At 69.6% G+C, this 13,645-nt stretch carries 14 protein-coding genes; 11 read left to right on the top strand and 3 right to left on the bottom strand.

What is annotated here, in order from left to right:
• Positions 1–76 precede the first annotated feature (76 nt).
• The 6 genes from NX02_RS02850 (at position 77) to NX02_RS02830 (ending at position 3,307) form a co-directional block, all read left to right on the top strand.
• Positions 77–667, top strand: coding sequence for a hypothetical protein (locus tag NX02_RS02850; RefSeq protein WP_158013869.1), 591 nt, complete (start codon positions 77–79; stop codon positions 665–667).
• 88 nt (positions 668–755) lie between these two features.
• Positions 756–962, top strand: a complete 207-nt coding sequence (locus tag NX02_RS02845; protein WP_025290682.1) for a cold-shock protein — start codon at positions 756–758, stop codon at positions 960–962.
• Between the two features lie 61 nt (positions 963–1,023).
• Complete coding sequence (locus tag NX02_RS31235; RefSeq protein ID WP_245648750.1) at positions 1,024–1,320, top strand: hypothetical protein; 297 nt, start codon at positions 1,024–1,026, stop codon at positions 1,318–1,320.
• Positions 1,317–1,571 (top strand): hypothetical protein, encoded by a 255-nt coding sequence (locus NX02_RS02840; protein ID WP_025290681.1) that lies wholly within the window; start codon positions 1,317–1,319, stop codon positions 1,569–1,571. The genes NX02_RS31235 and NX02_RS02840 overlap by 4 nt, the downstream gene beginning before the upstream one ends.
• Positions 1,572–1,706: 135 nt before the next feature.
• Positions 1,707–2,726, top strand: a complete 1,020-nt coding sequence (locus tag NX02_RS30510) for a tetratricopeptide repeat protein (protein ID WP_025290680.1) — start codon at positions 1,707–1,709, stop codon at positions 2,724–2,726.
• A gap of 155 nt (positions 2,727–2,881) precedes the next feature.
• A complete protein-coding gene (locus NX02_RS02830) occupies positions 2,882–3,307 on the top strand; it encodes a YciI family protein (protein ID WP_025290679.1) in 426 nt (141 codons plus the stop codon).
• A gap of 6 nt (positions 3,308–3,313) precedes the next feature.
• On the opposite strand, the gene NX02_RS02825 is transcribed toward NX02_RS02830, so the two are convergent.
• The 3 genes from NX02_RS02825 to NX02_RS02815 form a co-directional block, all read right to left on the bottom strand.
• Entirely contained in the window at positions 3,314–4,231 is a 918-nt protein-coding gene (locus NX02_RS02825) for an oxidoreductase (RefSeq protein ID WP_025290678.1), read from the bottom strand.
• Positions 4,232–4,372: 141 nt separating this feature from the next.
• Entirely contained in the window at positions 4,373–5,278 is a 906-nt protein-coding gene (locus tag NX02_RS02820; protein WP_025290677.1) for an AraC family transcriptional regulator, read from the bottom strand.
• A gap of 520 nt (positions 5,279–5,798) precedes the next feature.
• Positions 5,799–7,052: an alpha/beta hydrolase family protein gene (locus tag NX02_RS02815; protein ID WP_025290676.1), complete on the bottom strand. Its 1,254-nt coding sequence runs from the start codon at positions 7,050–7,052 to the stop codon at positions 5,799–5,801.
• A gap of 55 nt (positions 7,053–7,107) precedes the next feature.
• Here NX02_RS02815 and NX02_RS02810 point away from each other — a divergent pair, with 55 nt between their 5' ends.
• The 5 genes from NX02_RS02810 (at position 7,108) to NX02_RS02790 (ending at position 13,636) form a co-directional block, all read left to right on the top strand.
• Positions 7,108–8,475 (top strand): MmgE/PrpD family protein, encoded by a 1,368-nt coding sequence (locus NX02_RS02810; protein WP_025290675.1) that lies wholly within the window; start codon positions 7,108–7,110, stop codon positions 8,473–8,475.
• 59 nt (positions 8,476–8,534) lie between these two features.
• A complete protein-coding gene (locus NX02_RS02805; protein ID WP_025290674.1) occupies positions 8,535–9,965 on the top strand; it encodes an aldehyde dehydrogenase in 1,431 nt (476 codons plus the stop codon).
• Positions 9,966–9,976: 11 nt separating this feature from the next.
• Entirely contained in the window at positions 9,977–10,507 is a 531-nt protein-coding gene (locus NX02_RS02800) for a DUF3237 domain-containing protein (RefSeq protein WP_025290673.1), read from the top strand.
• A 34-nt stretch (positions 10,508–10,541) separates the two neighbouring features.
• On the top strand, positions 10,542–11,375 hold the full coding sequence (locus tag NX02_RS02795; RefSeq protein WP_025290672.1) for a p-hydroxycinnamoyl CoA hydratase/lyase: 834 nt from the start codon (positions 10,542–10,544) through the stop codon (positions 11,373–11,375).
• Between the two features lie 167 nt (positions 11,376–11,542).
• On the top strand, positions 11,543–13,636 hold the full coding sequence (locus tag NX02_RS02790; protein WP_039996372.1) for an acetate--CoA ligase family protein: 2,094 nt from the start codon (positions 11,543–11,545) through the stop codon (positions 13,634–13,636).
• Positions 13,637–13,645 lie beyond the last annotated feature (9 nt).

Here is a 13,645-nt window from a genome sequence, read left to right as displayed (position 1 = left end):
CAAGCGCCGGCGACCGAGAGAGCATCATGCTCCCGCTTGTAACAGGAGCATGCGCATGGAACAGCGCCTCACCGAGTTGCGCCGCGCGCACGCCGCGCTTGCCGCGGGCTGCGCGTTCGTCGCGGGCGAACCGCCGCAACGGCTGCCGGCGGCCTCGCCGCTGGCGGAACTGGCGCGGGTCCGGGTGCAGGGCAATCATCTGCGGGAACTCGACCGGCTGCTGTCGGTGCTGATCGACGCCGTCGCCGGCCTGCACCAAGGCCCCGGCAGCGACCGCCGCCGCATCGCGCGGATGCGCAACACCGCGCACAAGCTGCAAAGCGTCGAACGCGCGCCCGCCATCGATGGCGAAACCAGGCGGCTGTACGCGATCGGCCGGATCAGCGCCTGCCTGCACCATTGCGGCGGCGTGGTGCACGCCGCCAGCCTGTATCGCGACGTCCGGATTGCCGAAGGCACGGCCTGGCAGGTGTCGCTTCCCGCGGGTGCCGCAAAGGATTCCGCGCGGCTGCTGCTGTCATCGCGCGCGATCGGGATCATTTCCGGCCTGTATCACGACATCGGCGATCGCCTGATCGTCGGTTTCCCCGGCGCTGCCATCGACGTTGATTTTTGCGGTACCCGTGCCTATATTGGACCCGCTACCGTCGCTGGCGACGAAATTTGATGCCTTGCGGCTCTTTTTCCTTTCTCGCGCTCCCAGCTTCACCCGTGATTCTGCGGGTGAATAATCCATTCCTTGAAAGGAATCCCCCATGCCGATCGGCACCGTGAAATTCTTCAATGCAGACAAGGGCTATGGCTTTATTGCGCCTGAGGATGGCGGCAATGACAGCTTCGTCCACATCACCGCCGTCGAGCGCGCCGGGATGGTCACGCTGCAGAAGGACCAGCGTCTGAGCTACGAGATCGAAGTCGATCGTCGCGGCAAGAGCTCCGCGGTCAACCTCGAAGCCGCCTGAGGCGCGGCGGCCGGGCGGATCGCAGGATCCCGCCGGTCGCACCGCTCCTTACCCGCGCGCGGTGCCGACGTGCACCGCGCCGCGGCCAAGGCCTTCTTCTTCGCACCGTCGCCGGCCCGCCGGGCCGACTGCCCCCCGATCGAGGAGAAAGCCGATCTCCACCACCAGCGAATTCTACCTCGCGCAGGCCGCCGAGAGTGCGCGGGCCGCGCGTGAGACCAACCTTTCCAATGTCCGCGAGCGCTGCCTGCGCGCCGAGGCGGCATGGCAGGCGATGGCCGACCGGCTGATCCGGAACGAGCAGGGCCGGCAGAGCCAGGCCGCAGACAAGCAGCGCCAGCAGGACGCCAATCGATGAACAAGCCCTTCAAGAGCCGCTTCAACGCCCCCCGCCTCACCCCCGAGGAAGCCGAACGGCAGGGCCGCATCTCTCGGCTTGCCTTCGCCCGGCTGGGTCGCGACGGCGCGATCGCCTTCCTCAACACGCATGACGACACGCTCGGCGGCCGCCCGATCGACCTCGCCGTGCAGGGCGTGGAAAGCTGCGCCACGGTCGAGGCCGCGCTTAATGCGGCGACGGCCACCGAAACGGCGCCGGGCAGCCGCTGAGCGCTGCCGTAGCGCGGCGGTCGCCCGCCGCGCCCGATCCCCATCGCTGCGCCTGATCGCCATCGGCGCGCCGATCCGGCCATCAGGCTGTGACCGCCGGCATTGCCCGGCCCGCGCCATGGGCTAGGTCAAGCCATGGTCATCGCTCAAAATTTCATCGCTCGAAAATTCCCGGTCCTCGCCGCGCTCGCCCTGTGGCTGGGCCTGCAGCCACCCGTATTCGCGCACGGGGCCGAGCCTGCGGCGCCCGAAGCGGCGATCCCCGCCTGCCCGATGGACGACGCCGAAGCCAACCCGGCCGACCCCGCCGACGCCGATGGCTGCCTTGCCGCGGCCGATGCCCATGCCGAAGGCGAGGGCGTGGGCGTGGGCGTGGCGAAGGACGACGCCGCCGCGCTCGCATTGTTCGCGCGCGCCTGCCAGCTCGGCGCGATGCGCGGCTGCGCGATGGCGGGCTTCTATTATGGCGAGGGCCGCGGCGCGGCAAAGTCGATCGAGCGCGCGGTCGACTATTATGCCTGGGCCTGCCACGGCGGCGAGGCGACGGGCTGTTCCAACCTCGGCCTCGCGCACATCGATGGCGATGGCGTGGAACGGGATGCCCGGCGCGCCACCGCGCTGTTCCGGAAGGCCTGCGATCTCGGCGGCCGCGCCGGCTGCGCCAATCTCGGCGCCTCCTATTCGCTGGGCAAGGGCGTGCGGCGGGACCAGCGCCGCGCCGCCGGGCTGTTCCGCCAGGCCTGCGACAAGGGCGACGACCATGCCTGCTACAATCTCGGCGTGCTCCATCGCGACGGGCTGGGCGTGCGGCGCGACCTCAGGCGCGCCGCCGCGCTGTTCGGCGCGAGCTGCGAGGCGGACGATGCCAGCGCATGCGGCAATCTCGGCATGCTGGTGAACGATGGCCGCGGCGTGGAGAAGGATCGCGCGCGTGCGCTGGCGCTGTTCGACAAGGCCTGCGCCCTGGGCGAGGCTGAAAGCTGCTTCACCCTCGGTCGCGCTTATCAGACCGGCAAGGGCCGCCCGCGCGACGATGCGCGCGCGATCCGCTTGCTGGAACGCGCGCTGGCGCTGGATCCGGAGACGCATTCGGCGAAGGAGGCGGTGAAGGCGCTGGCCTTGGCGCGGGAGGGCGCGGCGCCGGATCAGCGGTGACGTCCTGAACGTCGCGCGCGAGGGGTTCAACGCCACCGCATTCGCCCGCCCCCGAAAAATCATCCACACTCCGCGCCACCGATGTCGATTCCCGGCCCTCCCCTTCGTCATGCCGGTGAGGCGCCACGCGGGCGGGCTCGACGAGGAGATGGACGATGCGGGTGATGGTGATCATGAAAGCCACCGAGGACAGCGAGCGCGGCACACCGCCCACCGCGGAGGCCTGGGCGGCGATGGACCGGTTCACCGAGGACCTGGTCGCGGCGGGGATCCTGGTGGCGGGCGCGGGGCTCAAGCCCAGCGCGCACGGCCGCCGCATCCTCTGCGACGGCGGCCGGCGCACGGTGACCGATGGCCCCTTCGCCGAGGCGCGCGAACTGATCGCGGGCTTTTCGATCTGGGAGGTGAAGGACATCGAGGAGGCCGTCACCTGGGCCAAACGCTGCCCCGATCCCGCGCCGGGCCCGTGCGAGATCGAGATCCGGCCGTTCTTCGAGGGCGCCGACCTCGCGGCGTTGCTGACGCCGGAGGATCTGGCGACGCCGCGCGAGGGCGATCGGGGGCGGCTGGGCGTGGCGTGAGCCCGCTTACCCGAACCCCACCCCCGTCAGCTCCTCCGAAATCTGCCACAGCCGCGCGCAGGCGGCCTGGTCCAGCGCGCGAGCGGGGACCGCGGCCAGCGCGGGGTGGCCGCGGGTTTCGCTCAGGCGGTCCGGCCCGTAATAGCCGCCGCCCTGCGCGCCGGGGTCGGTCGCCGCGTAGAGCGTCGGCAGCGCGCCCTGCGCGGGGGATTGCATCAGCAGGCGCAGCGCCGAGAAGAGCGTGTTGGTGAAGGTCCGCGGCCCGGGCGCGTTGGGGATGAGGTCCGTGCGGGAAAGCCCGGGATGCGCGGCGAGGCTGGCGATGCCCCAGCCCCGCGCGGCGCTGCGCCGATCCAGCTCGAGCGCGAACATCAGGCAGGCGAGCTTGGACTGGCTATACCACGACATCGCATCGTAGCGCCGCCGCGCGTTGAGATCGTCGAAATGGATGACGGCGCCGCGGCCGGCGGCGATGCTCGACAAGGTGACGACGCGCGCGCCCTGCCCCTTCGCCAGCAGCGGCATCAGCCGCGCGGTGAGCGCGAAATGGCCGAGATAGTTGGTGCCGAGCTGCAGCTCGAACCCGTCGGCGGTCTCCAGCCGCCGCGGCGGCCGCATCACGCCGGCATTGTTGACCAGCAGGTCGATCCGCTCGCATTCGCCGCCCAGCCGCTCCGCAAAGGTGGCGACGGAGGCGAGGCTGGCGAGGTCCAGCGCCTCGAAGCGGATCGTGGCGGGCGGCACCGCGGCGCGGATCCGCGCGATCGCCGCCGCGCCTTTCGCCGGATTCCGCCCTGCCAGGATCACCGCCGCCCCGGCGCGCGCCAGCGCCAGCGCATCCTCATAACCGAGCCCGCCCGTGCCGGTGACCACCGCGGTGCGGCCATGCTGGGGCGGAATGTCTGCGATCGTCCAACGCGCCATGGATATGTCCTTCGAAAAGCCTCGCATGGACATATGGCCGGGGCAGCGGAGCGCCATGCCGGAACCGGGAGAAAATTTGCCTGATACTGCGGGGCCTCTTTTTCCTCCCCGGCGCGCGGCGTCGGGGAGGAAAACGCTTATTCACCGCGACCCATAGGCCAGCAGCGCCTTGTAGTTCATCACGTCGCGCTTGGGCGCCACGCCGAACATGCGGGCATATTCGCGGCTGAACTGCGACGCGCTTTCATAGCCGACGCGGTAGGCCGCCTCGCCGACATTCGCCGCATCCGCCACCATCAGCCGCCGCGCCTCCAGCAGCCGCAACTGCTTCTGATATTGCAGCGGCGTCATCGCCGTGAGCGCCTTGAAATGCTGGTGGAAGGAGGATGGGCTCATCCCCGCGGTATCCGCCAGCTGCTCCACGCGCACCGGCTGGTTGTAATTGTCGCGCAGCAGGTAGATCGCCTTGGCCACACGCTCGGCATGGGTTTCGGGCAGCGCCAGCTTGCAGAATTCGGCGCCATGCGGCCCGGCGAGCAGCCAGTAGGAAATCTCGCGCATGATCGACGGGTAGAGCACCGCCACCGCATCCGGCGTGCCGGCGAGGCGGACGAGGCGGACGATCGAATCCGCCAGCCCGGCATCCACCTTGCCCACGAACACGCAGGGGCCGCCCGACGTGCTCGGCTCCGGCGGTGTCGAGATCTGCTGCAGCACCTCGCGCACCATCGCGATGTCGAACTCGATGGTGAGGCCGAGGAACGGCTCGGTCGGGCTGGCCTGCACGATGCGGCCGATGCCGGGCAGCTCCATGGAAACCACGAGGCACTCCATCGCGCCATAATCGAGGCTGTCTTCCCCGAACATGATCTGCTTGGCGCCCTGCACCACGACGCACAGCGACGGCCGGTACATCTGCCGCATCGGCATGCGCTGCGCGAACGAGCGGATGATGTGGACGCCGGCCATCGGCGTCCTGAAATGCCCCTCGCCCCCGCCGCGTTCCTCGACAAAGGCGTTGACCGTGTCGAGAAGCGTCGACGACATCATGGTCTCCGGCTGGCGACGCGGCCCCTGCAGGCCCGCCGTCACCGCCACCGGCGTAGAAGAAGTTGGAGGAAAAGGCAAAATTTTTGCTGTTTCGGGCATTCTGGACATGAGGCACTCCCTCTAGCGTGATGGTGCCGATCAGCCGGGAGTGGCTGTAGAATGCCGATCGACCAGAAATCGTTCAAAGGAAATTTTGTGACATAATGTTATACAGACGCGGATGACGCATGATCCCCGAAATGTATGTCGGCGGCTGACAATCCGGACAGACTCCATCCAGATATGTCATCGTCCCGGGCGCAGCCCGGGATAGCGCTTTTTGTGCTTTCGGAAGCGGATGTCGGAGATCGATTTACCTGGGAGCACGGCGGTACGGGGCGATAGCTGCCATCCCGAAAACGATGACGGCCCGGGATAGGCTGCCGTCTTGTCATTGTCTCGACCTGTTCCGGCAATCCGGGACGAAGGCTTCCTGATCCATCGAGCGGCCGGCGTCAGTCTCCACCTTCGGGCCGGGCTAGCGGCACGTTCCGCCCCGCACGCAGGGCCGCAGCATCGGCGGCGGCGTATGGGCCACGAACCCCGCGGGCCGCGCGCCCCAGCGCCCGCTCTCGATCCGCGCCTCGACATGGCGGATCGCCGCCAGCACGGTCGGCGTATCGAAGCCGCAATGGCCCGCGCCGCGCACCCACAGGCTCTCGGCGCCTTTCGCGGCCTCGACATAGCCGCGCTGCAATGAGGGCGATGTCAGCCCGTCGCCGATCATCTGCACCGCCGCCAGCGGCACGAGCGGGCGGGCGTTGGGCGTGTAGTGCGCGCGCATATAGGCCACCGCCGCCGGCTTCGCCGTTACCCGCTGCCCGGCGTTGAGTTTCGCCAGATCGGCGTCGAGATCCAGCCCCGCCTCGCGATAGAGCGCGGCGAGCAGCGGCTGCCGGCCCGACAGCGCCACCTGCGCGCGATAGTCGATGCCGCTGTTCCACGAGAAGGCGCCACCCGCGCGCTTCTCCTGATCGGTGCGCGGCAGATAGACGCCCATAACGAACGCCTTCGCGATCTCGTCCACCTGCGCGCGATAGTCGGTGGGCGCGGGCTCGGCGCCGTCGGCACGCGTCCAGCCGGGAATGCCTGCGAGCACCCCGGCCAGCGCGATGCGCGCGCGGCCCTGGGGGGTCTGCGTCGCGCTGGCGAGCGCCGCGGCGACGCGCCGGCCGTTCGCGCGATCGTCATCGACATCGACGATGCGGATATCCGCATCGGGCGCGATCAGGGTGCGGAAGGCATAGGCGCCGTCGAGCGCCATGTTCATCATGCCGAGCGCGCCGCCGATCGAGGCGCACATCGCCACCCCGCCATCGATGCCGCTGCCACGCCGTTCGGCGAGCGCGGTCGTGACCAGCCCGCCCATCGACGATCCCCAGGCGATCACCCGCTTCGGCTTGCCGTGACGCGCCGCGAACGCGGCGACGGTCGCCTGCTGCGCCGGCACCGCCTCCTCCAGCGCCCAGCCCGAAGCGCCATAATCCGATCCGGCGATCGCATAGCCGGCATCGAGCAGCGCCTGGCGATGGGGTTTCGGCGCGGCCTCCGGCGCGCCGGGATTGGCGCTGTAGCCGCGGCTGTAGAGCAGCAAGGTGCCGTTCCAGTTGGCGGGAACCGCGGCATCCCAATGCGCACCCGCCGGCAGCACGCCGCCATCATCGGCCCCGATGGCGGCCGGAACCGCCGTCGCCAGCATCAGCGCCACCGCACGCACGATCGATCTGCGCATATCCTCTCCTTTTCGCTTGCATCGATCTTAGGGTTGATGAAAGCGTTTGCATAGAATGTTCTGTGACGAAACAATCTCGGGCACTCTGTCCGCCCATCTCGCCGCGATCGACACCGCATCGCTGCCCGCCGCCACGCTCCACGCCACGCGCCGGGCGTTGCTCGACGCGCTCGGCGTCATGCTCGCCGCAAGCGGGCTGGCCGAAGACGCCCGCCCCTATCGCCGCCATGCCGAGCAAGGCGCCGGCCCCGCGCGATTGCTCGGCGGCAGCGGACGAACCAGCCCGTCGCTTGCCGCTTTGGCGAACGGCGCGCTCGCGCATGCGCTCGATTTCGGCGACACCTTCGACGCCGGCCCGGCGCATCCCAACGCCGCGCTGGTCCCCGCGCTGCTCGCGCTGGCGGACGCCGACCGCGGCATCGATGGCGGCCGCTTCCTTGCCGCGATGGCGGGCGCGAGCGACCTCGCCTGCCGCCTCGCCGTCGCCGCGCCCTGCCCCTATGAGGCGCGCGGCTGGTATCCGCCGCCGCTGGTCAACCTGATCGCAACCGCGGCCGGCTGCGCCAAGCTGCTGGGGCTCGGCGCGGATGGCATCCGTCACGCAATGGGCCTCGCGCTGATGCAGGGCGCCTTCCCGGGCGAGATCAAATATGATTCCACGTCTCCCTTGCGGGGCGTGCGCGAAGGCTTCGTCGCGCGCGCGGCGGTGGAAGCGGCGCTGCTTGCCGCCGGCGGCGCGCGCGCCTTTGCCGACCCGCTGGGCGGCAAGGCGGGCTTCTTCGCCGTCTATGCCGGTGGCGCGCCCACGGCCGCGCTCACCGACGGGCTGGGCGAACGCTTCCTCGGCGATCTCGTCAGCTTCAAGCCCTGGCCGGCCTGCCGCGGCACCCATGCCTATATCGAGGCGGCGCTGGCGCTGCGCCCATCGCTCGACCTTGCGCGGATCACCCGGATCGAGGCCGAGACCGGCCCCATCCAGGAGATGCTGATCCGCCCGCAACCGGCGAAAGCGCAGCCGGCCAGCGCGATCGACGCGCGCTTCAGCATCCCCTTCACCGTGGCCACCGCAGTGCGCGACGGCGCCGTCACGCTCGACAGCTTCACCGCCGATCGGCTTGCCGATCCAGGCCTCCATCGCATCGGCGCGTCGGTGATCGAACGCCGCAATCCCGAGTGGGGCCGCGCCGAGGCCGCCAGCGGCAGCCTGACCATCCTGCTCGACGATGGCAGCCGCCTGTTCCATCGCGTGATGCAGGCCGCCGGCCACCCCGATTGGCCGCTGTCCGATTCGGCGCTGGTCGCCAAGTTCATCGGCTGCGCCGGCCATGCCGCCGCGCCGGTCATGCCCGCGCAAGCCACGGCGATTGCAGCGCAAATCCTCGACGCGCCGCTCTTGCGCGCCGCTGCGGCCTGGCTTGATTGAAGGCGCTTGCACGCGCGACGCTTAGGTTATATCACATAACAATATTTGGAGAGGCGCAGATGGCTACACTCGCACCGCCGGCCCAGGAAACCCGGGCCACGTTCGATCGACTCAACCCGGTGACCGGCGCGGTCGCGACCACCGCGCCGGCGGCGACGGTGGCGGATGCCGATGCGGCGGTTTCGGCGGCAGCGGCCGCCTTCCCCGCCTGGTCCGCGCTGGGCCCCAATGCGCGGCGGGCCGCGCTCGGCAAGGCGGCGGATGCGCTGGCGGCGCGGGCGGATCAGTTCGTCGACGCGATGATGGGAGAGATCGGGGCCACCGAAGGCTGGGCCCGGTTCAACCTGATGCTGGGCGTGTCGATGGTGCGCGAAGCGGCCGCGCTCACGACCCAGATCGGTGGCGAAGTCATCCCCTCCGACAAGCCGGGCTGCATCGCGATGGCGATCCGCGAACCGGTGGGCGTGCTGCTGGGCATCGCGCCGTGGAACGCGCCGATTATCCTCGGCGTCCGCGCCGTCGCCACCCCGCTCGCCTGCGGCAACACGGTGGTGCTCAAGGCCAGCGAACAATGCCCGCGCACGCACAGCCTGATCGCCGAGGCGTTCGACGAGGCGCTGCCCAAGGGGGCGGTCAGCATCGTCACCAACGCGCCGCAGGATGCGCCGGCGATCGTCGGCGCGCTGATCGACAATCCGCACATCCGCCGCATCAACTTCACCGGTTCCACGGCGGTCGGCAAGATCATCGCCAGGCGCGCGGCCGAGCATCTGAAGCCGGTGCTGCTCGAACTGGGCGGCAAGGCGCCTCTGATCGTGCTCGAGGATGCCGATCTCGACGAGGCAGTGAAGGCCGCCGCGTTCGGCGCCTTCATGAACCAGGGCCAGATCTGCATGTCGACCGAGCGGATCATCGTCGTCGAGGCCGTTGCCGACGCCTTCGTCGCCAGGTTCCAGGCCAAGGTGGCGAGCATGCCGGTGGGCGATCCGCGCGCGGGCAAGACGCCGCTGGGCGCGGTCGTCGACCGGAAGACCGTCGATCATGTCCGCAGCCTCATCGCCGATGCGGTCGGCGCCGGCGCGGTGCAGGTGAATGGCGGCGAGGCGAACGGCGTGCTGATGCCCGCGCATGTCATCGACAGGGTGACGCCGGCGATGAAGCTGTTCCGCGACGAGAGCTTCGGCCCCGTCGTCGGCGTGATCCGCGCGCGGGACGAGGCACATGCCATCGAACTCGCCAACGACACCGAATATGGCCTGTCCGCCGCGGTGTTCACGCGGGACACCGCGCGCGGGCTGCGTGTCGCCCGGCAGATCAAGTCGGGCATCTGCCACGTCAACGGGCCGACCGTGCATGACGAGGCGCAGATGCCGTTCGGCGGCGTGAAGGCGTCCGGCTATGGCCGCTTCGGCGGCAAGGCGGGCATCGACGCCTTCACCGAACTGCGCTGGATCACGATCGAGACCGAGCCCGGGCACTATCCGATCTGAGGCCGACGCAGATGGCGGATCTTCGCACAGGCTTCACGGGACTGGCAGCAGCATTGCTTGCCGCGGCGCCATCGGTATCGGCCGAGACACCGCCCGCCCTCACTTACGCCTTCACCGTGCGCGTCGAGCTGGCGCCGCCGGTGGAGCAAGGAGAGATCGACGGCGGCCGCCGCCGCTTCGTGCCGATCACCGGCGGCACGGTCACGGGGCCGAGGCTGAACGGCACCGTGCTGAACGGTGGCGGCGATTGGCAGACCATCCATCCGGGCGGGTTCACCCGGGTGGAGGCCCGCTATTTCCTCAAGGCGGCCGACGGCACGGTGATCGGCATTCACAATCCGGGGATGCGCGTCGCCAGTCCCGAAGTGAGCGAGCGGATCGCGCGCGGCGAGACGGTCGATCCATCCAGCTACTATTTCCGCAGTGCACCGGTGTTCGATCCGCCACCAGGCAAGCATCAATGGTTGCGCGAGAAGATCTTCGTGGGTCGCGGCATCCGCATGCCGGACCATGTTCTCATCCAATTCTACATCGTCGAATGAGCCCGATCGGGCTCGGCCTAGGGGTAAACACGCTATGACCGAAACGAGCAGCAACGGCGTCGTCGCCTATGACGTCGCGGACGGGATCGCCTGGGTGCGCTTCAACCGTCCGGACAAGCGCAACGCGATGAGCCCCACGCTCAACCGCGACATGATGGAGGTCCTCGATCTGCTCGAGTTCCGCGAGGATGTCGGCGTCCTGGTGCTTTCGGGCGAAGGCGCGGCATGGACGGCCGGCATGGACCTCAAGGAATATTTCCGCGAGACCGAGGCGCTCGGCCTGGCCGGCACGCGCAAGGCGCAGCGCGAGAGCTATGGCTGGTGGCGCCGCCTGCGCTGGTATCAGAAGCCGACGATCGCGATGGTCAATGGCTGGTGCTTCGGCGGCGGCTATGGCCCGCTGTTCGCCTGCGATCTCGCTTTCGCTGCGGAAGAGGCGACCTTCGGCCTTTCGGAGATCAACTGGGGCATCCTGCCCGGCGGCGGCGCGACCAAGGTGGCGGTGGAACTGATGCCGTTCCGCAAGGCGATGTACCACGCGATGATGGGCGAGAATATCGACGGCGCCACCGCCGCCGAATGGGGCCTCGTCAACGAAGCGGTGCCGCTGGAAACGCTCAGGGCGCGGGTGATCGAGGTGGCCAATGTCCTGCTCAAGAAGAACCCGGTGGCGCTGAAGGCGACCAAGGACGCCGTGCGCCGCGTCAGCGTGATGAGCTATGACGATGCCGAGGACTATCTGGTCCGCGCGCAGGAAGCGGCCAATTCCTACGACAGTGACGGCCGCAAGGAAGGCATCCGCCAGTTCATCGACGAGAAGAGCTACAAGCCCGGGCTCGGGGCTTATGACAAGGACCGCGCGGGCTGATCGACGCTTAGCCGTTCGTCCTGAGCAGCGGCTGAGCGAAGTCGAAGACGCGTATCGAAGGACATGCCCGGAGCCGGGCGCTTCGATACGCCATCTCGACACGCTCGATGGCTCCTCAGGGCGAACGGAGGTGCGTGCCCCCCTGCTTACTGGCCCGAACGGATCGGATGACCATGCCCAACCTGTCCCGCCTGCTCACCCCGCGCTCGGTCGTGATCGTGGGCGCTTCCCCTACCCCCGGCGCGCTCGGCAATTCGGTGCTGCAGAACCTCGAGCGGCATCGCTTCGCGGGGGAGATCCACCTGATCAACCCCAAGCGCGACGAGATCGGCGGCCGCCCCTGCCTGAAGTCGATCGATCAACTGCCCGAGGGTGTCGACGCCGCGGTGCTGGCGATCCCCGGCGGCGCGGTGCTGGGGGCGGTCGAGGCGCTGGCGGCGCGCGGCGTGGGGGCTGCGATCATCTTCTCGGCGGGCTTCGCCGAGGGTGGCGAGGAAGGGCTCGCCGCGCAGGCCGCGGTGGCACGGATCGCCGCCGAACATGGCATGGTGATCGAGGGGCCCAATTGCCTGGGCATGGTCAACTATGCCGCGGGCGTGCCGCTGACCTTCGTCGAGGCGCCGGTGCTCGATCTCGCGGGCAGGCCTTCGGTTGGCATCGTCAGCCAGTCCGGCGCGATGGCGGTGGTGCTGGGCACCACCCTGATGGCGAAGGGGCTGGGCATCACCGTGTCGGTCTCCACCGGCAACGAGGCGGCGAGCGGCGTCGAGGATTATGTCGAGCACCTGATCGACGATCCGGCGACGCCGGCGATCGGCATGATCGTCGAGCAGTTCCGCAAGCCGGCGCGCTTCCTGGCGCTGGCGGAACGCGCCCGCGCCGCCGGCAAGGCGATCGTGCTGCTCCACCCGGGCACCTCCAGCGCCGCGCGCGAATCCGCCGCCACCCATACCGGCGCGATGGCAGGCGACTGGCAGCTGATGAAGACCAAGGTCGAGCGCGCCGGCGTGATCCTGGTCGACAGCCTCGAAGCGCTCGGCGACGTGCTCGAACTCGTCACCCGCGCGAAACCGGTGAGGCGCGGCGGCACCGCGGTGCTGACCGAATCCGGCGCGTTCAAGGCGCTGACGCTCGACCTGGCCGAGCAGATCGGCCTCGCGCTGCCGCCGATGGACGGCGCCACCGCCAGTGCGATGCGCGCGGCGATCCCCGATTTCATCCCCGTCTCCAACCCGATGGACCTGACCGCGCAGGCGCTGGTCGATCCCGACCTCTACCGCCGCACGCTCGAACCGTTGCTGGCCGACGACAATTTCGCCGCGCTCGTGTTCGGCATCATCCAGACCGACGAGGCGACCAGCGCGCGCAAATTCCCCGCGATCATCGACGCGGTGACCAGGCTGGCGCCGGACAAGCCGGTGATCTTCGCGGGGCTGGACGACGGCGCGCCGGTGCCCGCCGCCTATATCGAGCGGCTGCGCGCGATCGGCGTGCCCTATTTCCCGTCGCCCGACCGCGCCTTCCGCGCGCTGCGCCACCTCGCCCGCGCCGCAGAGCGCGACGTCTCCCGCGCGGGGGCCGAGCCGGTCACGCTCGACCTGCCGAGCGGCGTGATCCCCGAATATCGCGCCAAGGAGCTGCTGGCACCGCTCGGCATCCCCTTCCCCAAGGGCGGCTTCGCGGCGTCCGCGGAGGAGGCCGGGGCAGTCGCGGCGCGGGTCGGCTATCCGGTCGCGATCAAGGCGCAGGCCGCCGCGCTCAGCCACAAGAGCGATGCCGGCGGCGTCATCCTCAACATCGCCGATGCGGCCGCGCTCGACGCCGCCTGGGCGCGGCTCTACGACAATGTCGCCGCCTATGATCCCGGCATCGCGCTGGATGGCGCGCTGATCGAGGCGATGGGCAAGCGCGGGACCGAACTGATCGTCGGCGCGCGCAACGATCCCGAATGGGGGCCGGTGATCCTCGTCGGCTTCGGCGGCGTCACCGCCGAACTGCTCCACGACGTGCGGCTGCTGCCGGTCGATCTCACCGCCGATGCCATCGCCGCCGAGCTGCGCCTGTTGAAACAGGGCGCGCTGCTCGACGGCTATCGCGGCTCCCCGGCGCTCGACGTCGAGGCGGTCGCGACCTTGATCGCCGCGCTGGGTCGTGCGCTGGCCGGCACGCCCGCGATCCGCGAGGTCGACCTCAACCCGGTGGTGGTCTATCCCAAGGGCGAAGGCGCGGTGGCGCTCGATGCGCTGATCCTCGCCGAATAGGAGAGATGC

Origin of the sequence: Sphingomonas sanxanigenens DSM 19645 = NX02 (assembly GCF_000512205.2) — a bacterium.
Taxonomy (GTDB): Bacteria; Pseudomonadota; Alphaproteobacteria; order Sphingomonadales; family Sphingomonadaceae; genus Sphingomonas_D; species Sphingomonas_D sanxanigenens.
This window is presented reverse-complemented; position numbering and strand designations above follow the sequence as displayed.

Excerpts from the sequence above, each read along its gene's own strand:
- NX02_RS02845 (WP_025290682.1), top strand. The coding sequence starts at position 756 with ATGCCGATCGGCACCGTGAAATTCTTCAATGCAGACAAGGGCTATGGC.
- NX02_RS02840 (WP_025290681.1), top strand. The coding sequence starts at position 1,317 with ATGAACAAGCCCTTCAAGAGCCGCTTCAACGCCCCCCGCCTCACCCCC.
- NX02_RS30510 (WP_025290680.1), top strand. The coding sequence starts at position 1,707 with ATGGTCATCGCTCAAAATTTCATCGCTCGAAAATTCCCGGTCCTCGCC.
- NX02_RS02830 (WP_025290679.1), top strand. The coding sequence starts at position 2,882 with ATGCGGGTGATGGTGATCATGAAAGCCACCGAGGACAGCGAGCGCGGC.
- NX02_RS02825 (WP_025290678.1), bottom strand. The coding sequence starts at position 4,231 with ATGGCGCGTTGGACGATCGCAGACATTCCGCCCCAGCATGGCCGCACC.
- NX02_RS02820 (WP_025290677.1), bottom strand. The coding sequence starts at position 5,278 with ATGTCGTCGACGCTTCTCGACACGGTCAACGCCTTTGTCGAGGAACGC.
- NX02_RS02815 (WP_025290676.1), bottom strand. The coding sequence starts at position 7,052 with ATGCGCAGATCGATCGTGCGTGCGGTGGCGCTGATGCTGGCGACGGCG.
- NX02_RS02810 (WP_025290675.1), top strand. The coding sequence starts at position 7,108 with ATGTTCTGTGACGAAACAATCTCGGGCACTCTGTCCGCCCATCTCGCC.
- NX02_RS02805 (WP_025290674.1), top strand. The coding sequence starts at position 8,535 with ATGGCTACACTCGCACCGCCGGCCCAGGAAACCCGGGCCACGTTCGAT.
- NX02_RS02800 (WP_025290673.1), top strand. The coding sequence starts at position 9,977 with ATGGCGGATCTTCGCACAGGCTTCACGGGACTGGCAGCAGCATTGCTT.
- NX02_RS02795 (WP_025290672.1), top strand. The coding sequence starts at position 10,542 with ATGACCGAAACGAGCAGCAACGGCGTCGTCGCCTATGACGTCGCGGAC.
- NX02_RS02790 (WP_039996372.1), top strand. The coding sequence starts at position 11,543 with ATGACCATGCCCAACCTGTCCCGCCTGCTCACCCCGCGCTCGGTCGTG.